Origin of the sequence: uncultured Thiothrix sp. (genome assembly GCF_937876535.1) — a bacterium.
Lineage (GTDB): Bacteria > Pseudomonadota > Gammaproteobacteria > Thiotrichales > Thiotrichaceae > Thiolinea.
Genome location: NZ_CALFHZ010000014.1, coordinates 61,389 through 82,771 on the forward strand (window position 1 = coordinate 61,389; position 21,383 = coordinate 82,771).

At 41.1% G+C, this 21,383-nt stretch carries 21 protein-coding genes; 11 read left to right on the forward strand and 10 right to left on the reverse strand.

Going from position 1 to position 21,383, the window contains the following annotated elements; translation table 11 throughout:
- The first annotated feature begins 18 nt into the window (after window positions 1-18).
- A complete protein-coding gene (locus tag Q0230_RS08110; protein WP_298609403.1) occupies window positions 19-1,911 on the forward strand; it encodes a nucleoside-diphosphate sugar epimerase/dehydratase in 1,893 nt (630 codons plus the stop codon).
- A 210-nt stretch (window positions 1,912-2,121) separates the two neighbouring features.
- On the opposite strand, the gene Q0230_RS19680 is transcribed toward Q0230_RS08110, so the two are convergent.
- Window positions 2,122-2,220 carry an IS1 family transposase gene (locus tag Q0230_RS19680; protein ID WP_367274127.1) on the reverse strand — a complete coding sequence of 33 codons (99 nt, stop codon included), beginning with the start codon at window positions 2,218-2,220 and terminating at the stop codon, window positions 2,122-2,124.
- Window positions 2,221-2,369: 149 nt separating this feature from the next.
- On the opposite strand from Q0230_RS19680, the gene Q0230_RS08115 reads away from it, so the two are divergent.
- From Q0230_RS08115 to Q0230_RS08135, 5 genes are all read left to right on the forward strand, one after another.
- A complete protein-coding gene (locus tag Q0230_RS08115; protein ID WP_298609404.1) occupies window positions 2,370-3,080 on the forward strand; it encodes a polysaccharide biosynthesis/export family protein in 711 nt (236 codons plus the stop codon).
- A gap of 26 nt (window positions 3,081-3,106) precedes the next feature.
- Window positions 3,107-5,893 (forward strand): polysaccharide biosynthesis tyrosine autokinase, encoded by a 2,787-nt coding sequence (locus Q0230_RS08120; protein ID WP_298609405.1) that lies wholly within the window; start codon window positions 3,107-3,109, stop codon window positions 5,891-5,893.
- Window positions 5,894-5,954: 61 nt separating this feature from the next.
- Window positions 5,955-8,216, forward strand: coding sequence for a hypothetical protein (locus Q0230_RS08125; RefSeq protein ID WP_298609407.1), 2,262 nt, complete (start codon window positions 5,955-5,957; stop codon window positions 8,214-8,216).
- Window positions 8,217-8,244: 28 nt separating this feature from the next.
- On the forward strand, window positions 8,245-9,495 hold the full coding sequence (locus Q0230_RS08130; RefSeq protein ID WP_298609408.1) for a hypothetical protein: 1,251 nt from the start codon (window positions 8,245-8,247) through the stop codon (window positions 9,493-9,495).
- Window positions 9,495-10,838, forward strand: coding sequence for an O-antigen ligase (locus Q0230_RS08135; protein WP_298609409.1), 1,344 nt, complete (start codon window positions 9,495-9,497; stop codon window positions 10,836-10,838). The genes Q0230_RS08130 and Q0230_RS08135 overlap by 1 nt, the downstream gene beginning before the upstream one ends.
- Before the next feature lie 39 nt (window positions 10,839-10,877).
- Here the strand turns inward: Q0230_RS08135 and Q0230_RS08140 are convergent, their stop codons facing one another.
- From Q0230_RS08140 to serS, 4 genes are all read right to left on the reverse strand, one after another.
- Complete coding sequence (locus Q0230_RS08140; RefSeq protein ID WP_298609410.1) at window positions 10,878-11,351, reverse strand: hypothetical protein; 474 nt, start codon at window positions 11,349-11,351, stop codon at window positions 10,878-10,880.
- Window positions 11,352-11,469: 118 nt separating this feature from the next.
- On the reverse strand, window positions 11,470-11,787 hold the full coding sequence (locus Q0230_RS08145) for a hypothetical protein (RefSeq protein ID WP_298609411.1): 318 nt from the start codon (window positions 11,785-11,787) through the stop codon (window positions 11,470-11,472).
- A 142-nt stretch (window positions 11,788-11,929) separates the two neighbouring features.
- Window positions 11,930-12,328, reverse strand: coding sequence for a DUF192 domain-containing protein (locus Q0230_RS08150; RefSeq protein ID WP_298609412.1), 399 nt, complete (start codon window positions 12,326-12,328; stop codon window positions 11,930-11,932).
- On the reverse strand, window positions 12,328-13,602 hold the full coding sequence (serS, locus tag Q0230_RS08155; protein ID WP_298609413.1) for a serine--tRNA ligase: 1,275 nt from the start codon (window positions 13,600-13,602) through the stop codon (window positions 12,328-12,330). Before serS ends, Q0230_RS08150 begins: the two co-directional genes overlap by 1 nt.
- 327 nt (window positions 13,603-13,929) lie before the next feature.
- On the opposite strand from serS, the gene thiL reads away from it, so the two are divergent.
- Window positions 13,930-14,877: a thiamine-phosphate kinase gene (gene thiL / locus Q0230_RS08160; RefSeq protein WP_298609414.1), complete on the forward strand. Its 948-nt coding sequence runs from the start codon at window positions 13,930-13,932 to the stop codon at window positions 14,875-14,877.
- Window positions 14,878-14,956: 79 nt separating this feature from the next.
- Window positions 14,957-15,730: an SPOR domain-containing protein gene (locus Q0230_RS08165; protein WP_298609415.1), complete on the forward strand. Its 774-nt coding sequence runs from the start codon at window positions 14,957-14,959 to the stop codon at window positions 15,728-15,730.
- On the opposite strand, the gene Q0230_RS08170 is transcribed toward Q0230_RS08165, so the two are convergent.
- From Q0230_RS08170 to Q0230_RS08190, 5 genes are all read right to left on the reverse strand, one after another.
- Window positions 15,727-17,130 carry a deoxyribodipyrimidine photo-lyase gene (locus Q0230_RS08170; protein WP_298609416.1) on the reverse strand — a complete coding sequence of 468 codons (1,404 nt, stop codon included), beginning with the start codon at window positions 17,128-17,130 and terminating at the stop codon, window positions 15,727-15,729. The genes Q0230_RS08165 and Q0230_RS08170 overlap by 4 nt on opposite strands.
- The gene (locus tag Q0230_RS08175; RefSeq protein ID WP_298609417.1) at window positions 17,127-18,086 is read right to left on the reverse strand and encodes a MerR family transcriptional regulator; all 960 of its coding nucleotides are present in this window, start codon (window positions 18,084-18,086) and stop codon (window positions 17,127-17,129) included. Before Q0230_RS08175 ends, Q0230_RS08170 begins: the two co-directional genes overlap by 4 nt.
- A gap of 112 nt (window positions 18,087-18,198) precedes the next feature.
- Window positions 18,199-19,029, reverse strand: a complete 831-nt coding sequence (locus Q0230_RS08180) for a S1-like domain-containing RNA-binding protein (protein WP_298609418.1) — start codon at window positions 19,027-19,029, stop codon at window positions 18,199-18,201.
- Complete coding sequence (locus Q0230_RS08185) at window positions 19,022-19,399, reverse strand: DUF2750 domain-containing protein (protein ID WP_298609419.1); 378 nt, start codon at window positions 19,397-19,399, stop codon at window positions 19,022-19,024. Before Q0230_RS08185 ends, Q0230_RS08180 begins: the two co-directional genes overlap by 8 nt.
- Window positions 19,400-19,470: 71 nt before the next feature.
- Window positions 19,471-20,130, reverse strand: a complete 660-nt coding sequence (locus tag Q0230_RS08190) for a uracil-DNA glycosylase family protein (RefSeq protein ID WP_298609420.1) — start codon at window positions 20,128-20,130, stop codon at window positions 19,471-19,473.
- Window positions 20,131-20,361: 231 nt separating this feature from the next.
- On the opposite strand from Q0230_RS08190, the gene Q0230_RS08195 reads away from it, so the two are divergent.
- The 3 genes from Q0230_RS08195 to Q0230_RS08205 all read left to right on the forward strand — a co-directional run.
- Window positions 20,362-20,778, forward strand: a complete 417-nt coding sequence (locus tag Q0230_RS08195; RefSeq protein ID WP_298609421.1) for a XisH family protein — start codon at window positions 20,362-20,364, stop codon at window positions 20,776-20,778.
- A complete protein-coding gene (locus tag Q0230_RS08200; RefSeq protein WP_298609422.1) occupies window positions 20,766-21,101 on the forward strand; it encodes a XisI protein in 336 nt (111 codons plus the stop codon). The genes Q0230_RS08195 and Q0230_RS08200 overlap by 13 nt, the downstream gene beginning before the upstream one ends.
- Before the next feature lie 95 nt (window positions 21,102-21,196).
- The coding region (locus tag Q0230_RS08205; protein WP_298609423.1) for a hypothetical protein at window positions 21,197-21,383 on the forward strand (187 nt) is incomplete at its 3' end.

The following is a 21,383-nucleotide window of genomic DNA, read 5'->3' on the forward strand; positions in this document are numbered from 1 at the left end:
TACTGAGATAAAGTAATCATGTCTAAAATAAAAAATATATTTTTTCTGCCCCGCTGGCAAAAACGTCTCGTCATTATTGGCTTAGATATTGTCCTTTTGCCATTTGCACTCTGGCTAAGCTATGCTTTACGGTTAGGCACTTGGACTCCCAAACTAAATGATGGCATCTGGTTAATAATTATTGTACCAGTTATTACCATCCCTATTTTCATTCGACTTGGTCTATATAGGGCAATTATTCGTTTTTTAGGTCATAAAGCTATTATAACAGCTTTACAGGGCGTCATTTTCTCAACTTTCGGACTAGTAGTTATAACCTATTTATTTAATCTTAAAGGAATACCCAGTTCGATTTATCCTATTTACTTAGGAACTGCCTTTCTATTAGTAGGTGCGAGTCGTTATATGATACGACGCTACTATAATTTCTTGTACCACAAAGATAACCGTATTCCAGTGGCCATTTATGGTGCTGGCTCTTCAGGTGCTCAATTAGCTCAAGCGCTATTTAGCAGCCCTGAGTATGCACCTTTATTCTTTATTGATGATGATAAAACATTACAGGGGGCGTATATACATAGCCTTAAAGTTTACCCTCTGAATAAGTTTCAAGAGTTAATTGAACTACATGATATTAAGCAAGTATTGCTGGCTGTTCCCTCAGCCTCAGCTAGTCGCCGCCAAGAAATATTACAAAGTCTAGAGCAATACCCTGTCTATGTGCGCTCTATACCAGGTATGGCCGATTTAGTGTCTGGTAAAAGTAGCATTGAAGAAATTAGAGAAATCGAAATTGATGAATTACTTGGGAGACAAACAGTTAATCCTCAACAAGAATTGCTAGAGCATTGTATCAAAAATAAAAATATTTTAGTGACTGGTGCTGGTGGATCAATCGGTTCGGAACTTTGTCGACAAATTTTACAACTTCAACCCGAATCCTTAATTTTATTTGAACTTTCAGAGTTTAGTCTTTACCAAATTGAAAAAGAACTAAGTGAGCTGATTGAAAGAGATAAATCTACCATCAAGCTTGTTGCATTATTAGGCTCTGTTCAAGACCAAGCGCGCTTAGAATCTGCTTTGACTGACTACCATGTTCATACTCTCTACCATGCAGCTGCTTATAAGCATGTACCCTTGGTAGAACATAATCCTATTGAAGGTATAAAAAACAATGCACTTGGTACATGGTGTGCTGCCTCTGCTGCTTTTAATGCAAAAATAGATCACTTTGTCTTAATTTCTACAGATAAAGCAGTCCGTCCTACTAATGTCATGGGGGCTACCAAACGTATTGCTGAATTAGTTTTACAAGGCTTTGCCCAAAGAGAGAGTAAAACACGCTTTGCGATGGTGCGATTTGGTAATGTGCTAGGTTCTTCTGGCTCAGTAGTTCCTTTATTCAGACGGCAAATAAAAACAGGGGGTCCCATCACCGTTACACATCCTGATATCATTCGTTACTTCATGACTATTCCCGAAGCTGCTCAATTGGTTATTCAGGCAGGTGCAATGGCAACAGGTGGAGAAGTATTTCTTTTGGATATGGGTACGCCAGTGAAAATTGTCGACTTAGCAAAGCGCATGATTCGCTTAAGTGGTTTAGAAATAAAAGATGAACAGAATCCAGATGGAGATATAACAATTCAATTCACTGGCTTACGCCCTGGTGAAAAACTCTATGAGGAATTACTCATTGAAAGTAATGCAGAAGCGACTTCGCACCCAAGGATATTTAAGGCTAATGAAAGCTGTCTACCTTGGAATGAAACTGAAAACTTAATCAAACGGATGATTCAAGCTACGCAACAAACAAATCTAATATATGCTTACGATTTATTAGAAAAATATGTGTCTGGCTATCAAAAATTCATACATAAACCTGTTATTACTTCCCAGGCCGCATAATAGTTATATAATATCAAAGAACCACAACTTAAGTAACAAACTTAATAGTAAAGTATGTGTTCTTTTGAATCCAAATTCATCGAAATAATCCACTAAATGATTGCTACTATGCTCGGCTATTTCTGTGATAACTGTGCACTCTATTCATAGCTATCGTTGAATTATATAGTATTTAAATTAGGTGGTAATGCCTGATTAGATTTGAAAGTGCTAACGATTTATAAAATCTTCAATGACTTTATGGTGAAAGGCACTCGATTTAGAAAAACAAATCGCTCGTTGCATGAGTCGCTTGATATGTATACGCAAGGTCAGGTTTTAGCTCCCTATGCTTTGGGTATAGGGTTTACTTCTAGGGGTATAGGATTTCTCTTGGACGGATCGGGTTTTTTAAATGAGCTAACACAGAAGGCTTTTTAGACTATAATCCTTCTAATTTTTAAGAGCATCTAAAACGTATGCATAAATTACCTCACATTTATCAACTCGCAGCAGTTAGTTTATTCGTGTCTGCTTGTAGCACAAGCCCTAGTCTAGATACTACTGCAGGTAGTTCTTCATCTGTAGAAATTGCTAGCATTTTTTCTAGCATTAGTGAGCTTGACTACACTCCAACTCAACAAGACTACAAAATTGGTAGTAATGATTTACTAGATATTAAAGTCTTCCAAGCTCCTGAACTTTCTCAACCTGTACGCGTTGATCCACGTGGTAATATTTCACTCCCACTAATTGGCACCCTACGAGTTGAAGGTTTAAGTCAGGGACAACTTGAAAAACAGTTAGCACAAAAACTAGGGGCAACTTACTTAAAAGACCCGCAAGTTACAGTTTTTATTCAAGAGTTCACCTCCCAACGTGTTACTGTCGAAGGAGCAGTCAAGACAGCTGGGGTCTTCCCTATTAAAGGTGATATGACTTTAGTCCAAGCCATCGCACTTTCAGGTGGTTTGGATAGCCTTGCCGATCCTAGCAAAACTGTCCTATTCCGAAAGCAAGGAAATAGCTTAAAGGCCTATAACCTTGATTTGAACGCTATACGTGATGGCAAGATGCGTGATCCTTATCTAAGAAATGATGATCGAATTATTGTTCATCGCTCTGATACCCGTTTCTGGCTACGTGAGGTAGGTTCCTTACTAAACCCATTTAGCATTCTCAAACCCTAACAACTACAGTAAATATAGAGTTGTCAATGTATTCCCAGAACTATCTTAGTAATTTACCTGAGCAAGATAAATCTGCTCTAGTCTTACATGCTAACAATCAAATTTTCAAACCTTCTGATTATCGTGAAGAACTTGCTGATGAAGATGATGAAATTGATTTGCGCGAACTTTGGCAAGTTATTGTAAGGCGTAAGTGGCTAATTTTAAGTATTGCCCTCTTAGTGTTGGCTTTGACTGTCATTATCACTTTTATGATGACACCCATTTATAGAGCAAGTACAACTCTACAAATTGATCCTGAAAATCAAAATATTTTGAAATACGATATTCAAGCACAAGCTCAGAATAATAACGTTAATTCAAAAGACTTTTATCAAACTCAGTATGAGTTATTACAAAGTGGCACTTTAGCTAATCGAGTCATTGAGCAATTAGGTTTAGAATCTGTATTAAAAGGAGATCAATTAGCCAAGCCTTTCTTTGCTGAGCAATGGGATAACTTTAAGCAATCGTTTGCTAATGATAAAAAGTCTTCTGAAGAGACTAGTACACCTGAACCACAAGAAGTATCATTAGGAGAAAAGCCTTTATCTGAATATTTCTTAAACAATGTATCAGTTGCCCCAGTAAAAAACTCACAAATAGTAACTGTACATTATGATGATACTAATCCTAAACGGGCTTCTGATGTGGCTAATGCTATAGCTGATAATTTTATTGAGCTAAATTTAGAACGTCGCCGCAATGCTGCTCAATATGCAGAGCAGAAACTTAAAGAAGAAGTAACGTTAGCTCAAGGTCGTATGTTGGAATCTGAAGCAAAATTAAATAATTATGCTAAAGACAAAGGCATTATTGTTACTGATGATAAAGAATCCCTTACCTCGCAACGAATGCGTGAGCTTAATCAGGCTTTAACACAAGCTGAAAATGATCGAGTTAAAATTCAGAGTGACTATGAGCAAGCATCTAAAGCCCAAGGTGCAACTACAACTTTGCAAAATAGTACTATTCAAGAAATGAAGAAGAATTTAGCTAAACTTCAAAGTGAGTATCAGGCTGGCTTAAGTTCTTCATATGCCTTTGATAACCCGACTATTCAAGGGTTAAAACGTCAGTTAGCTGAGCTTCAAAGTCAATTACAGGCTGAAACATCATCTTCACGTGCTTTTGATAACCCAACTATTCAGCGTTTGACTCAAGAATTAGCTCAATTACAAAGTCAATATCAGGGTTCTAACTCAGCCACAAATGCCTTTGATAATCCAACTATTCAAGGAATGAAGCGTGATTTAGCTAGCTTAGAAAGTGAGTACCGTGAAAAGTCACAAATTTATAAACCTGCCTACCCTTTAATGGTGCAATTACAACAGAAAATTAATAGTTTAAAATCAGATATTTCAGCTGAAACTAAATCTCTGACAAGTACTAATAAAACCAACCTTAAACAGCGAATTGACGAATTACAATCCCAAATTAGCCGCGAAACCAGAGCTTTAAATGTGAATACACAATCTAATTTAAAGCAGCAAATTGCAGAACTACAAGGACAGATTCAACGCGAAACCCAAGCTTTGAATAGCAATACACAGACTAATTTAAAACAACAAATTGGTGAACTTCAAGCTCAAATAACTAAGGAAACTGGAACTATTAATTCAACTATCGTTGAAGATTTGAAAGCCAAATATTTAGCTGCTAAACAGCGCGAAGATGCATTACGTGAGCAACTAGCCTTGCAGAAAGACGAATATGTAAATTTGCGCGACAAAAATGTCGGCTACAATGAAATTAAGCGTGAAGTTGAAAGTAATCGTAATATTTATGAAGGCTTGTTAGCACGCCAAAAAGAAATTGGGGTTGCAGGTGGTATTGGTACTAATAATATTGCAGTGGTTGACCCAGCTGTAGTTCCTTTTGCAGTATTTAAACCTAATAAAAAATTAAATACAATGCTAGGAGCAGTACTAGGTCTATTCTTAGGCTTAGTAACCGCCTTCCTATTAGAGTTCATGGATGACCGCATACGTCATGCTGAAGATACCGAGAAACTATTAGGCCTACCCGTTTTGGGTATTGTTCCGCGCTCTAAAATAAAAGAAGCTAAAAAGTTAGCTTTATTGACACAGACTGATCCACGTTCTGCATTTGCTGAAGCATTCCGCTCGTTAAGAACTAACCTTTTATTCTCCACCAAAGATGGCACTCCTAAAGTGTTAGCGATTACGAGTGCAGCTGCTTCTGAAGGTAAATCGACAACTGCTATTAATCTAGCGACAGTCATGGCGCAAACAGGTAAAACCATCCTATTAGTGGATACAGATCTTCGTAATCCATCTATTCACAAACGGCTTGAATTAGATAATTCAAAAGGCTTAACCAACTATTTAACAGGCCAAGACCCTTACGAATCAGTGGTACAAAACACACCTATTCCTGATGTATATGTTATTACCGCAGGACCTATGTCCCCTAATCCAGTAGAGTTGCTCTCTAGCGGACGCTTGGCTGAGTTATTCACCCTAGTTGATCAACAGGCTTATGACATGATCATAGTGGATATGCCTCCAGTGTTAGGCTTAGCTGATGCATTGATTATTTCGAATCAAGCCTCCGCCACGATTTTATCTGTCGCGATGGGTGAGACTAAGAAACAAGCCTTAACTGGAGCCTTCAAGCGCTTACGCCAAGCTAGGGTTAATATAATTGGTACAGTAGCCGGTAAGGCCAAACAAGGAACTGGATATGGCTACCATTATGATTACAACTATTACGGTTATGGAGAAAATAACAAACTACTGGAAAAAGCCTAATCAGTTATATTAGCATCCACTGTTTATTGAACGTGGTTTGAGGGCTTCAGTGGAGACTAAATTGCCACTACGACATCGCCTAGCTTCGACTAATCAGAAGCTAGGCTTTGTCTTCGCGCAACGCTATCGTGTACTTGAGTTTATTAGTGAAACTAGCTTAAGCCAGTGCTATTGGGTTGAGGATATTCAAACTTTTGATATCAATGCGCAAGCCAGCAGAGCACTGCTAATTGTAGTCAATCCAAGTCTTGCTCAGTTAGAAAACTTCTCATTAACCCTAGCCCGAGTCCTCCCACAATTTTCAACAACTCTACCTGCTGTACTGGATAGTGCCTTTACGGTAGAAAGTACTTGGTATGTACTATCGATTTCCGAAGGCTATACGCTTGAACAGCAAATTAAGTCTTTAGGTCGTCATGGTTTATCTGTCCCTGATACTTTAAAAAATGCAGAAACTATTTTAGCCACTGTCCGTAAAACTCCCTTACAGAATTGTTATGGCTATTTAGAAGCAGGTTCGATTTTAAAATCCTCTGAGAACCAACTGCTATTTTTAAATACTCCACTTGCGGTAACGCTCAAGCTATTAACAAGCAGTCAGCAGACCAAAAGCAAGCTTAGTTTGAACTCTAGCTTTATTAGCCCAGAAGTTGCTATGGGTAATAAACCTATTGAATCTGACGATACCTTCTCATTTGCAGCACTTATCTATTACATGCTAAATGGGCATTTGCCCTTTGTTTTAGATAATAGCATTGAAGCAGCTATTAAAAAGGCAACTCCTGCAACTGTTATTAAACTGCCTCAACATCGATGGCAAGCTCTAGCAAGAGGACTTGCCTATAAAAGAGATCAACGCCACCCCAATCCTGAAGGTTTATTATTTGACCTAAACACAGCACAGCCACCAAAACCAAACTTGCTACAACGTTATGGTTTAGTGCTCGGAAGTCTAAGCTTATTACTCATTGCTTATGGAGCATTCAGTTGGTGGCGGAGTATTCCTGCTATATCTCAACCAAGTGGCTCAACACTTGATGCTAGTCAGTTAGAAGCTTTAAAACAAGCAGCTCAACAACAAGCTATTCAGCAAGAACAAGCCTATGCTGAAGCTACTCAAAAACTCAAAGACATCCAACAACAGCAAGCACAAGCGGAACAACGTCTAGCTCAACTCCTAGAACAACAACAGCAACTAAGTCAGCCTACTATTCCCCCCCTCCAAGCCCAGCCCACAAAACAACAGACATCGACTGCTAATAATGAGCGTGAACAGCGCTTATTGGAACTCGAATCCCAGCAAAAACAAGCCGAAGAAACACTCAAACAGCTCGAAACTCAAGAACAACAGGCTGCGGCCAAACGACAACTTGAACAAGATCAACAACGTGAACAAGCAGCCAAATTAGCCGCTTTACAAGTAGAACAACAACGGCAAAAAGAAGCTGAAGAAGCTAAACGATTAGCTGAGCTAGCCAGACAGCAAGCACTAGCTAAAGAAGAAGCTGAAGCCGCAAGACAACGTGAGTTCGAAAAACAGCAGGCAGCGGCTGAGGAGGCTAAGCGTCTTGCTCAATTAGCTGAACAAGAGCGTTTAGAGCTACTGCGACAGCAGGAAGCAGAGGAAACGAATCGCCTCGCTCAAGTCGCTGAACAACAAGCCCTAGCCAAACAACAAGCCGAGTTAGCTGCTGCTCAACTAGTTGAACAAAAGCGTTTGGAGCTACTGCAAAAACAGCAGGCAGAAACTAAACGCTTGGAGGAAGAAGCTAAGAAGCAGGCAGAAAGACAACAAGCTGAGTTAGTTGCCCAGGCTGCCGAAGCACAACGTATAGCTAATTTACAGAAGCAACAAGTTGAGTTGGCTCGCCAACAAGCACTACAAAAGCAACAGGCAATTGCTGCTGAGCAACAGCGTCGAGAACTTGAGCTAGTACAACCAGCTGAAATTAAGCCTTCAGCTAATAAAAATCAAAAGCACGAACAACCGCAACAACATGAAGTCAGTGAAAGGCAACAGAGTCAGGCGCAACTAACTAACCAACAACAACCGATCATTACATCCACTAAAAAGGCTACACCTGTAGAAATACTAGCTATAAAACCTAGCCCTTACCCTCCTCAACTGATCGTTAACCCTAATAACCCAGCTGAACTGATTTGGGACAACCCTAAATTATTTGGCAGCGTACCTTCTAAGCTACAAGCAACAGGTAACCGTATTTGTCAAGAAAGCGGACTATCCATTGCAATGGGCTATCACTCTAAAGCCTTGGATGAGAATGCCAAAGCAATTGATGATGGTGGGTATTTGTGCAAATAAACAATACTCGTTGTTTTAAAAATTTTTCATGATTAAAAAATTACTGATCATCATCTGTGCAATCGGAACGGCTAGCTTAAGCCTTGCATATCGCCTAGGAGGAATGTCGCCTAGTGACTTTATTGATGCCTCACCTGATAAACCAATGGGTTTAAACTCTAAGCTACAAGTTCTTCATCCTGATACTTTAATCAAGCAGGCCGAACATGCTTTAGAACAGGATAATCCTGAATTAGCTAAAGAATTAACACTTAAAGCCTTAAGCAAAAATATAACAAATGGTTTAGCATTTGCACAGCTTGTAGCTATCAATACTAAAAAGAATAGTGACTATAAAGATACAGAGAAACTGGCACAGTTAGCAGAAGTCTTATGGCCCGCTCATATAGGAGTACAAAGTAAACTAGCTGAATTTTGGTTACAACAACATAACCTTCCTAAACTTATCCATGCTTGGCATTTGATTATGGTAAGAGCACCGGAAGTACATCAAGAAATTTATCCTATATTATTTAAACTTTTAGACTTTCCAGAAACTATTGAAGTGCTGAAGAGTTATACTGCTAATCCACCATCATGGTGGCAAGGACTGCTTAACTATACTGCGACTCAAGAACAGGCTTTGCAACAGCTGAGAACCTTATATGAACTGCGGGAACATACACTTACACCCCTGACAGCAGAAGAGCGTTCTATTTTTATATATGCATTAGTGAAAAATAAACTTTGGGAAGAAGCTTATTTTACTTGGCTTGCTGGTCTTAACGAAAAACAACTTCAAGAAAGTGGTTTTATCTATAATGGAAGCTTTGAGGCCATAGAAAAAACTCCAGTCTTTGATTGGCAGTACTCTAATACACCTTCAATTAAAATAACGACTGCCCCTACCAATGGAATGATAGGGCAAAAAGCTCTGCATCTTATCTTAACAGATCGAGATAGAGTTGACTTTCAACATATTAGTCAAATAACAAAGCTTAATGCTGGCGTGTATACCCTAACCCTAAACTATCGTATTGATCATATGCAAACTGGTGAGGGTTTGCGCTGGCGTATTTACTGCATGAATGACAAGAATACTTTACTAGGTGAAAGCACAGCATTAAACAAAAGATCACCGTGGGATGTGCTGAAGGTTGATTTTGAAGTTCCTACCAGCGATTGTGCCTTTCAAATAGTAAGATTAGAAGCTAGCAGCCCCTTTGTAAACAATCATTTGTTTAAAGGCAGCCTCTGGTTTGACGGTATTCAAATAACTCGAACACAACCGAAGCCCTAATGACTGAAAATTTAAAATTTTATTTGACAGCTATAATGCTGTTATTTGCACCCTTAATTGCTGGGGGTAAAAGCTTACCATCACTTCTAGGCCTTGAACTCATCGGAACACTTTTATTAGGCATAATCACATGGCAAGATACTTTAGGTCAGCGCCTTTCTAAACTTGCATGGTTCACTTTATTTTTAGGCCTCAGCATTCCTATTTTATATCTAATACCTATACCTGCTACCTGGTGGGAAGTATTACCAGGAAGAGCTAAATATGTAGAAGGATTAAATTGGTATCAGTATTTCACCAATACCTCTCCTTGGCTTAGTTTAAGCTTAGTACCAGAAAAAACTGTACATGCACTACTTGCTTTAATTCCATTGCTAGCTATTTTTTTAGCTACATTAACTTTGTCATCAAAAAATATATTAAAATTGACCTATTTATTAATAATTCTAGCTGTCACTGAAGCAATATTAGGGATATTAAACTATACAGCACATACTGGTTTCATATTTACTTTTGGTCTCAATAATAGAGAAATCTCCCCTAGTGTTTCCGGAACTTACATTAACCGTGATCATTTTTCTGCTCTTTTGTATATGACATTACCACTTACTTTAGGTGAGTTTTTTTATAGGGTCGGCAATAAAGCCATCAGATATAATTACAAAGAAAAAGGGATTCAAACTCATGATATTCTTGGGTTATTATTGATTATTACTGCTAATATATTTCTTATCATTGGAGCAGTTTTATCTGGGTCACGCGCAGGTATTTTCTTAATAGTTCTAGCAATCGCTGTAAGCTCCTTATTATTTGCCAGCCATATTGGAGGGAAGAGCAGTGCCAGTTTGACCTCTAGTCTGATTGTTGCTATTTTGGGAATATCGCTCAGCATTGGCGTTATACCAATTTTAAACCGCTTTATAGGACAAGACCCACTTGAAGATGCACGCTGGGAGTTTTATCAACTAACTTGGACAGCTATTAAGCAATTCTTTCCGCTAGGCACTGGCCCTAGCACTTTCCAAGAAGTCTATCGTACTTTGCAACCTTATGATCAAATAGATTTTCTAAATCATGTGCACAATGATTATTTAGAGTTAGTATTTGAAATTGGTCTACTAGGAGTAGTTTTTACTCTATTATTTTTCTTAGTTTATATACAAGGTTGGTTGAATTTAAGAACGACTGCGTGGGATAAAACTCGATTTTTGAAGGTAGCTTCTGGAATTAGTATTGGCTTATTATTAATACATACACTTGTAGACTTTAATTTTCATGTACCAGCTAATGCTCTAATTTTTTCTATGCTACTGGGTATTTTTATAAAAAGAAAAGAGCCATAACTTGGCTCTTTAGTTTATGCTAGATTACACACTCAAAGCTTAACTTCTTGGTTTCTTGTCATGCTTCCGAGCTTTATTAATGACAACACCACTAGTAACTACTACTACTGCTGGAACCCACAGAGAAGTACCACCGAAGAAACTTCCAAAGCCACGACCAAAGTTAGCACCAATTGGTCCACGACCAGAAGTCGCACCTACCGCGCCAACATTCATTTGTTGCCCAGCTACACACTGACTAGCCTCACTAATTGAAACTATAGTATTTGGCGCATATCCTTGCTTACAGCCAGTTGTACTGTATTTAAGATTGGCTTTACCCTTTAAAATAAGTAATGTAGATCCCTCAGTCAGTTGCATATTAGGAGTTACATTCATCCGCTTACCTTGCACAGTCTCAACCTTCACATCTCCACTAACAGATGTAACAATTGCAACTGGATTAGAAGCGGCAAAAGCAGAAGTAGTTAGTAATAGACCTAAAACGCCTATACCGAAAATTGTTTTCTTCATGAAACTTTCCTTAAATTGACCAAAAGTTAAAAATAACTCTATTCCAACTATACTATACCTTTTCTTCAAGAAGAATTAAAATTTAAGCGATATGCTCTTAGAAGCTCAGCAACCATCCCTAGTTACTGCAAACATATCCACCACCCTGAATAGGCTGACCTGCTTTATCTAGAGCGTTTGGATGATAGCCAATAGCTTTAGATTTAAGAATAAAAGTATCTTGACTACAAACCGCATCGCCCTCTTTTTGCATATTTGCTGGAACTGGTCCAAACGCAGCAATACTATTCCACTCGACTCCCTGTTTAGACGAACTATTGACTAAACGAGGCGGAGTATCAGCAGGTTTAGCCCCAATTGTGGGAGCAGACATTGTTGAGCAAGCAGTTAAAACAAGCATAGACCCGCTAACAATGATCAATCTTAATGCTTTCATACTAGTAAACTCCTAAAATTAAGACTTTACAACTATAGCGAAAATTAACTTATCATTAACAAACAAATCTATTTATTTGGATGATTTTCGACCTATTGGTAAAAAATTCACGCTGGACTAGCAATCTAATTATAGAAGGTAACTATTCATTTAGCTCTAAAACGTAAATCACTTTTTTAGCTTTGTAGATCGGACACCTTGATCTGCAGGGTTTAGCAGCTTTAACTAAACGAACTTTTTTATAATTAGCATCAAAGAAGAAAATAGTAAGTGGAATAAGTGTATTCTTCATCCAAATCCCAACCTCTCCTTCCTGCTCAAATACAAACAAAGCGCCATGATCTTTGGCGAGCTCTTTAACCCACATCAAACCTTTTTCACGCTCAGCAGGTGTATCAAAGACTGCCACTTTAATGGGCCGATCATTTAAATAAACTATATGATCAAAGTTTAGAAGTTGGGGTTGCTGATTTACATTTGGCTGCTCATTGCAAGCAGCCAAACAGCAAGATAAAGACAAGAGTAGGCCGAATAAACGCATTAAGCTAAATACGCCGCACCACCCATATAATTACGCAACACCTCAGGAACACGAATCCGCCCATCCGCCTCCTGGTAATTTTCCACAACTGCTACTAAAGCACGTCCTACAGCAACACCTGAACCATTCAACGTATGCAATAATTCCGTTTTACCCGTTTCTGGATTACGAAAACGTGCCACCATACGACGCGCTTGGAAGTCTAGGGTATTAGAACAAGAGGAAATCTCGCGGTATTTCTGCTGACCTGGTAACCATACCTCTAAGTCGTAGGTTTTAGCCGCTGAAAAGCCCGTATCACCAGAACAGAGCGTAATCACCCGATAAGGCAGACCGAGTTTTTGTAGGATGGCTTCCGCATTACCCACCATCTCCTCTAAGGCTTGCCAGGATTGATCAGGGCGAGTGATCTGCACCATTTCCACTTTTTCAAATTGATGCTGGCGAATTAAACCGCGCGTATCTTTCCCGTGTGAACCCGCTTCAGAGCGGAAACAAGGCGTATGGGAGGTAAACTTTAAGGGCAAATTGGCCGCATCAACAATCGTATCACGTACCAAATTGGTAACAGGCACTTCTGAAGTTGGAATTAGATAATAGCCTTGCTCATTATTAAGCTTGAAGAGATCTTCCTCAAATTTAGGTAACTGACCTGTACCACGTAAACTATCCGCATTCACCATATAAGGCACATAAAGTTCAGTATAGCCATGTTGCTGCGTGTGAGTATCGAGCATAAATTGGGTCAAGGCACGATGTAAACGCGCCATCGCTGCACGCAGTACTACAAAGCGCGCCCCCGTTAATTTGCTAGCGGACTCGAAATCCATCCAGTCTTGATTAGCCCCTAATTCAAAATGTTGCTTCGGCTCAAAATCGAATTGTTTAGGCTCACCCCAGCGGCGCACTTCAACATTCTGATTTTCATCCGCCCCATCAGGCACAGAAGCATCTAAAATATTTGGTAAGCCTAAAGCAATAGTTTCTAAGTCCGTTTGGATTTTCACTAAATCTTGCTCAGCAGTTTTTAATTGATCACCCAAACTCGATACTTCTGCCATCAAAGGAGCGATGTCTTCACCACGTGCCTTGGCTTGACCGATACTTTTGGAGCGCAGATTACGTTGATTCTGCAATTCTTCAGTGTGAGTTTGGAGTGCTTTGCGCTGCCCTTCCAGCGCCCGCACTGCATCCACATCTAACTTAAAACCGCGCCGTGCTAGCTGTTTAGCTACTTCGTCGAGTTCAGTTCTTAGTCGCTTGGGATCCAGCATTGTCGTTATCCATCATTATTTTAAGAAAAATATATAGTAGCAAAATTCAGTGTCTTGCCGTAGTCAGCTTAGCAAGGAAAGCTGACCTATTAGGTGCAAATTCACACCTTTTGACCTAAAAAACCATCTTTTTATCACGAGTTACAGTGAAATCTCTGGATTCGCACTAAACTTGAACTGAGGATGAGTGTCGGTTAGGGTACAAGGAAAAGACAAGCATCCTCCGGTCAGTGTCGGTTAAATGGTGTTTGTCTCTAGCACCATTGGGAAAGACGAAGGCCCCAACTTGTTGGGGCTTTCTGCATTTTAAAACAAGGGCTGATCTGCATGCATGAATTTGATCTTATCCAACAGTATTTTACTTGGACACCAGCACCGAAAGAAGTGCGCGTTAGTGTCGGTGATGATGCTGCTATTGTTCAAGTTGCCCCTAATGAAGAGCTGATCATTTCAGTCGATACCCTAGTGAATGGCGTACATTTCCCCTTAGATACTCCAGCTCATGCGATTGGCTATAAAGCTTTGGCAGTAAACTTAAGCGATTTAGCTGCAATGGGGGCTAGGCCACGTTGGTTTACTCTAGCTTTAACCCTGCCGAAAGTTGATCAAAGTTGGCTGGAAGAATTCTCACGCGGCCTAAAAGCATTAGCTAGTCAGGCAGGTATTTTTCTCATCGGTGGTGACACGACCCGTGGGCCTTTGAGTATGACTATTCAAGTCATGGGTACTGCACCCAAACAACAAGCCTTGTTGCGTAGTGGCGCACAAGTGGGGGATTTAATTTTCGTTTCAGGTCATTTAGGGGATGCTGCCGCTGGCTTAGCGGTTGCTCAAGAACGTTTAAGCTTAGCTAATGAAGATGCCAAGTATTGTATTAATCGTCTCAATTATCCTACCCCACGCATTGACTTAGGTACTTGGTTACGCGGACGTGCTAGTAGTTGCATGGATATCTCCGATGGTTTAGTCGCTGATTTAAAACATTTATTAAAGCGCTCACAGGTAGGGGCAAAACTGTATCATCAACAAATTCCCTTAAGCCCTGCTTTGCAAAAATTAAACTTATCGACAGCTTTAAGTTTTGCCTTAACCGGCGGTGATGATTATGAGCTTTTATTTACCGCTCCTAAAAGCTTTTTAGCAGAAATAGAGAATTATCAATCAACTAGTCCATTAGCTTTAAGCTGCATTGGTGAAATAACCAGCAAAATAGCAGAACTTAGCATCGATTATGAGTTAGTTAATCTTCCAGACGGTTATAATCACTTTCAATAGTTCGGCTTGTCTGCTGAACTATGCGGCTATAGTATTGTCTTATGAAGTGATAACAATTCAATTGAGGGCTAAAAATAACATGAAACACTCTTTACGTCTGACTTTAGCGTTGTCAGCAACGGTTTTCTTTGTTTCTGCATGTAGTAACACACCTTATGAAGATACCTCCGAAACAGGATCCACTAGTAATATTCCTGAAGCGGGTCCTTTGACTGGCGGCGGTTACGGCGGTAGTTATACCCAACCACAACAAGGCGGTGGCTCTAGTTATTACCCACCACAAACAGCTCAACCACAGCAACCTCAATATGGTGGTGGCTATGGTCAAGGTGGACAACAAGGCGGAAGTTATGATACTTACGCTGATAACGGCTATGGCCAAAACCAAGGGGGTCAACAAGGGCAAGGTGCCTATGACACCGCTGGTACTACAGGAACCGGGGGAGATGCCTATAGCGGTGGGAATAACGATAGCTACGACAGTTACAGCTCTAATACTGGCGGAAATGTTGGTAACAGTGGCGGCGATTACTACGCTAATGGTAGCTCTGGTGGCAGCGGCAGTAGTGGTGGAAATGACTACTATGCGGGTGGCGGCGGTGGCGGTGGCGGTAGCAGCCTTGGCAGCAGTTCTGGTCGTGCTGCAGTGCAAATCTTCGCTTCAGGTAGCAGCAGTAAAGCTCAACAAGTGCGTAGCTCAATGGCAAGTCGTGGTTTAAATGCAGTCGTCGACTCAGTAGATGGTTTGTACAAGGTACGTGTACCGTTTGGTTCTGAATCAGAAGCACGTTCTAACTTAATGCGGGTACGTAGTGCTTCAGGCGAATCCGGTGCTTTCGTTACTTTCCGCTAAGTTTTAATTTGTGCGTAACGCTCTAAGGCAAGTTGCCGACTGAGCGCTAAATCGGTGATGGGTAAAGGATATTTCCAACCATCACCCAGCACTCGGGGGTGGTGAATTTCCTTTGCTGCCCTGCCTGCTAATTCAGGTACCCAGGTGCGTACGTAATCCCCTTGGGGATCAAACTTTTCACCCTGCAAAATCGGGTTAAAAATCCGAAAATACGGTGCAGCATCTGCCCCACAACCTGCAACCCATTGCCAACCCAAGATATTATTCGCCAAATCAGCATCGACTAAAGTATCCCGGAACCAGGCTTCCCCCGCTTGCCACGGAATCAACAAATTCTTAGTCAAGAATGAGGCCACAATCATACGTACACGATTATGCATCCAACCCGTCTGCCAAAGCTCACGCATCCCTGCATCGACCAGCGGAATCCCAGTTTGCCCTTGTTGCCAACGCTGTAACTGCACTTCATAGCCTTCCTCCCACTGAAAGTTTTTAAAACGCTGATCTAAAGGCTCAGTCACCGTTTGCGGGAAGTGATAGAGCAAATACCAAGCGAACTCCCGCCATGCAATTTCCTGTAGAAAATGCTGTACCCCAATGCTGGATTCTGGATGCTCTGCTAAGTATTGTTGGGTAAGAAAAGCAATTTGCCTTGGGCTGATTTCACCAAAATGTAAATGGGGCGACAAGCGCGAAGTCCCTAAGATAGCCGGCTGATCACGCGCTGTTTTATACGCAGCAACAGCTCCCTCTAGAAAATCAGTTAAGCGCTTTAAAGCTGCTAACTCCCCCACTTGCCAAGTTTGCATCATCTCCTGATCCCAACGCATCTTTGGTAAGAGCTGCAAATCCTTTAAGGCTATAGAATTTGGCCACTGACTAGGTTTGGGAATCGTGTGGGGTTCAGGTAGCAGTTCTTGAGTAATACCCGTTTTAAGTAGCGCTTTCCAAAATGGGGTATAGACTTTATAGGGTTGGCCATCATGTTTCAGGACTTGCCAAGGCTCGCGTAACAAAGCAGCATTAAAGCTCTGTACTAATAATTCATTTTTTAGAGTGGCCTTAATCTGTTTATCGCGCGCTAAACTTGCCGGATCATAACAACGATTCCAGAACAGATGCGTCGCGCCCGTTTCTTGTATTAATGTTTGTAAAACAGCTAAAGCGGAGCCTTGACGAAGAATCAACCGGCTGCCTTGTGCTTGTAGAGCTTTATCTAAACTGGCTAAGCTATGGTGCAACCAAACCCGACTCGCTGCACCTAATTGGCTTACACTAGTTGGGGTTGGATCATCAATAAAAACGGGAATCACCTGTGCGCAACTACAGCAAGCCTCCCACCAAGCAGGATTATCGGCTAACCGTAAATCTTGGCGAAACCAAACTAAAGCACAAGTCATTCGTGACTATCAGTAAGCTGTGGTGGACGTGCTACCAACAAGGACTCTAACTGTAGAGAGGCCTCATTAAAAGCAGGCGGTAGGAGCTTAATCGTTTCCGGCAAATTTGGTTGCTTATCAGGTTCTAAATAATGCACCAGTAATTCAGTTTTAGTCATACGTGACAGCACCTCTAAGCCTGCCAATACTTCTGCATCTGGATTACAATAAATCAGTGAATCAAACTGTGAGCGCTCTAAGACCAAAGGTAAATGTTCGGGACGACAATCAGCCCCTAATAAGCTCACTTGAAAGCCCTGCATACCCAAAGTGCAAGCTAGCATGAGGGTTTGCAGATAAACCATCTGACACCTCACCCCAATCACAATCACCCGAAAACCATTAGTGCGCGACTGCATATGCGTATTCAGGTAATAAGCACCTAATTTAGCGGAAAGAAATTGGTACCAGAACGCGTGATCGGCTTTAGTGGAGGTTAATAAGCAACATTGCCCATACAGATCAGTACACAAAGGTAATAACAATTTGTGGGCAACAATCTCTAAGGAATACGAAGCAATCGCTTCATCAATCACTTTTTCGAGAGCTTTAGCATCGAGCTTATAAATCGAGCGGCGACAGAGCCTGGTATATTGTTTCCAGGGATCTTCACCCGCCACCAATTTAACTTGCGCAGTTAAGTCGGCGTTACCTTCACTCGTATGTTTACACAAAAGTTCTTGAGCACGACTAACTGGAATACCTTGCTCTAATAAGCGCAACACTTGCTTAACACGATGAATATCTTGTTGGCTGTAAAGGCGATGCCCTTTGGGTGTACGAGAAGGTCTAAGCAACCCATAACGACGCTCCCAAGCTCGAAGGGTTACTGAATGGACGCCGGTTTGCTCAGAGACAGTTCCAATTGGAAACAGGGCTTCTGCCTGCATAGTAGCTTGCTTAATTAGCTTGACCATCAACCCTGTCACACCCTTGTATAAGTATGGTCACACTATAGTGGAGAATATTTCAATTGTGAAATCCCTATACTGCTTGTATGGAGTTTATCTCAGAAGAAAGGCTCAATGTTTACAGTAGTGTAGTTTTCTCTGGTGTTAATTGAATCAATTTTTGCTTATACAACAAGCCTAAGGCACGCTTAAAATGCGCTTTACTCACTTTGAACTCTGCATAAATTTGCTCAGGCGCTGTCTTATCGGTGAAGTGAGAACTCCCACCACGCTGTTTTAAATGCACTAAAATCTGTTGAGCCAGCGCATCTTCCACCACTACACCGGGCTTACGCAGGGTCAAGTCAATCTTTCGATCAGGGCGGATTTGCTGAATATAGCCACTCACTTGATCACCAATCCGTAAGTTTTGAAATACTTCACTCTGATAAAGTAAGCCTAAATGGGTTTGATTTACTACTGCCCGATAACCCAGTTCATCACGCGCATAAACTAGCAAATCAACCGCCTGGCCTTGCTTAAAATAATAACTAAATTCACTCAAATGTTGAGCTAAACGCGTAGTCCCGACAATACTTTCCGTGCGCTCATCTAAGAAAGCATGTACGACATAAAACTTACCGACTTCAATGGGACGCTCTTGCTCATTATAAGGAACTAACAAATCCTTGGTTAAGCCCCAATCAAAAAAAGCACCATGTCGACTTGAATCGACTGCTTTTAAATAAGCACACTCACCCACCTGTAAATGTGGGCGCTCAGTCGTGGCAATTAAGCGATCTTCCGAGTCCAGATAAACAAAAACCTCAAGCTCAGTCTCAGGCTGCGCATTCGCTGGCACATAACGGCGTGGCAACAGGATTTCTCCATAACTGCCAGCCTCTAAATACACACCCGCATCAGCTAAGCGTGTGATGCTTAGCTGATTAAATTGGCCAATTTTAAGCATCAGTTTCAGGTGCTTCGTCGTCTAATTCAAGAGCAACATCAGCAGGCTCGACTTCTAAACCTTCGAGATTTTCATCCCAATTTGGCCCGACCATTACATCATCTTCATGCATACCTGGCAGCCAATCATTCAGAAAGTCCTCTAAAGGAATAGCTTGGGCATGAAACACGGCCCATTCGCCCACACATTGAGCTTGGGCAGCTGCCTTAGAAGACCAAAAGGGCATCACATCAGTATCTTCATAGGCTGAGGAGGCACAAACGGCCCAATCATCCTCATCAGTGCATAAACCCCAGACTTCTCCGGTTTGTTTGATTTCAGCGATGAAAGCGTCGTAGTTAGCTTCGTATTCAGCGTCGGGATTACTCATAGGGGTTCTCATTAGTAACAGCGGATAATGGTTTTAAGCATAGCATGCCAAGACAACAGAAAGCAGTTTCTTTAGTCTGCTTTTAGCTCAGCGTGCATAAGCTGCTGCCAAACTGGATGTGCCTGTAAAGTCTGCAAGGCTTGGCGCAACAAGCTCTTACCCGGCTCCATATGCGGCCAAGTTGATAGGCCTGAGGGGTGCGGTAACGGCAATAAATCCACAATCTTTCCGGTTAATTGGCGCTGATGTACACGCCCTACCACCTCTTCTAACTTTTTAGCTGCTAAAAACTGTTTAATGGCTAATTTCCCTACCAAAATCAGCAATTGTGGCTGCATTAACCTTAACTCAGCATCCAACCAACGAGCACAATGGCTGACTTCTGCCTCTGAAGGTACTCGATCCCCACTGCCTTTTGGATTTTTCCCCGGAAAGCAACGACAAACCGCCGCCATATAAACCCGCTCACGAAATTGAGCCTCATCTAAACCAATACTGCTAAACCACTGAAATAAAGTTTTACCAGCTGTCCAACCAAAAGGCTGCATGACTTTTGCTTCATGAATACCGGGCGCTTGACCGATCAACATCACGGGTGAAAGCACGGGTTGGCAAGTGATGACGGGGCGAATCATATTGGGGCAAAGCGTGCAGGCGCGAAGCTGGGTTTGGTGAGTTAACAGTTCAGAAGAGGGGTTGATAATAGTAAGTTGGGGCGTTATTGGATTCAAAATCAGGCTAACTCTAATCACAGACCTCTAGAATAATCGCACGCTAGCCCAGTTCGCTTCCAGCCCTTCATGCTTCTCAAAAATCCACAACTAAAACTCAGGCTAATAAATTGCCTACTTAGCTAAGCAATGCAGTGCTCCTAGTTCTCAACAGGTCATTGCTAGTAGCGTGCAATCAAGCATCCATGTCAAAATAAAGACTTTAGCAAAAATCGAACGAGTCATTGCCAAATGCCCGCCAAAGATATTTATCATGATGCTGTCAAACAAGCTCTCATAAAAGAAGGCTGGACAGTCACCAATGATCCTTTACATCTTCGTTATGGTAATTTCGATTTTTACATTGATCTTGGTGCAGAAGATTTATTGGGTGCTAGTAAAAATGGACAGCAAATTGCTGTAGAAATCAAAACCTTCACGGGTGCATCGTCTTTACGTGAATTACATATCGCTGTCGGTCAACTATTAAACTATCGCATAGTACTAGAAGAGGCAGACCCAGAACGCACCCTATATTTAGCTATACCCACCTATGCTTATGCCAATGTTTTTGATACACCTTTTGGTCAACTAGCATTAGAAAAACACCAAATCAAAGTGATTGTATTCGACGAGCAAACCGAGGTTATTACCAAATGGCTAAAGTAATTGATGATAGAACTACCATTAAGCAATTACTCGAACATTTAGCCAGCATCCCCTCCGCCACTGGTGATGTAGAGTTAGAAACGATTTTTGATGATACCCAAAACCGTTATCAGGTTATTGCACAAGGATGGCAAGGTAAGCGCCGTATGTATGGTTGCTTAGTTCATATTGACGTGAAAGGTAGCAAAATATGGTTACAACACGACAGCACCGATGCAGAAATTGCTGAAGAGTTGGTTGAACGTGGTATTCCTAAAGAAAGGATCGTGCTAGGTTTTTTACCTGAATCAGTACGCCCACACACAGGTTATGCCGTAAACTAGTTGGCCATCAAAATAGATGCCCCAGAATACCGCCCCTCAATGCCAAGGTATTTTTCTTCCCTCTTTCGCAAAATTCTAGACGAAAATCTCAATAAATGATTGATTCTAAAGAAATAAATCAACATACCCCGATGATGCAGCAAACAGTAATATTTAACTATAACTTATTAGACCTCTTGCGAAAGTTTTATAAGAACGCTTATTCTCTAGAGATGAGCTATGAATCTCTTCAATCCTTATCGGCCGCCGCCTTTAGACGAAGTGTGGGTATTGACCGAGCAT

Bases quoted from the DNA above. Each gene is read 5' to 3' on its own strand.
- Q0230_RS08180 (WP_298609418.1), bottom strand. From the start codon at position 19,029: ATGCTTAAAATTGGCCAATTTAATCAGCTAAGCATCACACGCTTAGCT.
- Q0230_RS08110 (WP_298609403.1), top strand. From the start codon at position 19: ATGTCTAAAATAAAAAATATATTTTTTCTGCCCCGCTGGCAAAAACGT.
- Q0230_RS08175 (WP_298609417.1), bottom strand. From the start codon at position 18,086: ATGGTCAAGCTAATTAAGCAAGCTACTATGCAGGCAGAAGCCCTGTTT.
- thiL (WP_298609414.1), top strand. From the start codon at position 13,930: ATGCATGAATTTGATCTTATCCAACAGTATTTTACTTGGACACCAGCA.
- Q0230_RS08140 (WP_298609410.1), bottom strand. From the start codon at position 11,351: ATGAAGAAAACAATTTTCGGTATAGGCGTTTTAGGTCTATTACTAACT.
- Q0230_RS08200 (WP_298609422.1), top strand. From the start codon at position 20,766: ATGGCTAAAGTAATTGATGATAGAACTACCATTAAGCAATTACTCGAA.
- Q0230_RS08165 (WP_298609415.1), top strand. From the start codon at position 14,957: ATGAAACACTCTTTACGTCTGACTTTAGCGTTGTCAGCAACGGTTTTC.
- Q0230_RS08185 (WP_298609419.1), bottom strand. From the start codon at position 19,399: ATGAGTAATCCCGACGCTGAATACGAAGCTAACTACGACGCTTTCATC.
- Q0230_RS08150 (WP_298609412.1), bottom strand. From the start codon at position 12,328: ATGCGTTTATTCGGCCTACTCTTGTCTTTATCTTGCTGTTTGGCTGCT.
- serS (WP_298609413.1), bottom strand. From the start codon at position 13,602: ATGCTGGATCCCAAGCGACTAAGAACTGAACTCGACGAAGTAGCTAAA.
- Q0230_RS08195 (WP_298609421.1), top strand. From the start codon at position 20,362: ATGCCCGCCAAAGATATTTATCATGATGCTGTCAAACAAGCTCTCATA.
- Q0230_RS08120 (WP_298609405.1), top strand. From the start codon at position 3,107: ATGTATTCCCAGAACTATCTTAGTAATTTACCTGAGCAAGATAAATCT.
- Q0230_RS08145 (WP_298609411.1), bottom strand. From the start codon at position 11,787: ATGAAAGCATTAAGATTGATCATTGTTAGCGGGTCTATGCTTGTTTTA.
- Q0230_RS08170 (WP_298609416.1), bottom strand. From the start codon at position 17,130: ATGACTTGTGCTTTAGTTTGGTTTCGCCAAGATTTACGGTTAGCCGAT.
- Q0230_RS08135 (WP_298609409.1), top strand. From the start codon at position 9,495: ATGACTGAAAATTTAAAATTTTATTTGACAGCTATAATGCTGTTATTT.
- Q0230_RS08115 (WP_298609404.1), top strand. From the start codon at position 2,370: ATGCATAAATTACCTCACATTTATCAACTCGCAGCAGTTAGTTTATTC.
- Q0230_RS08130 (WP_298609408.1), top strand. From the start codon at position 8,245: ATGATTAAAAAATTACTGATCATCATCTGTGCAATCGGAACGGCTAGC.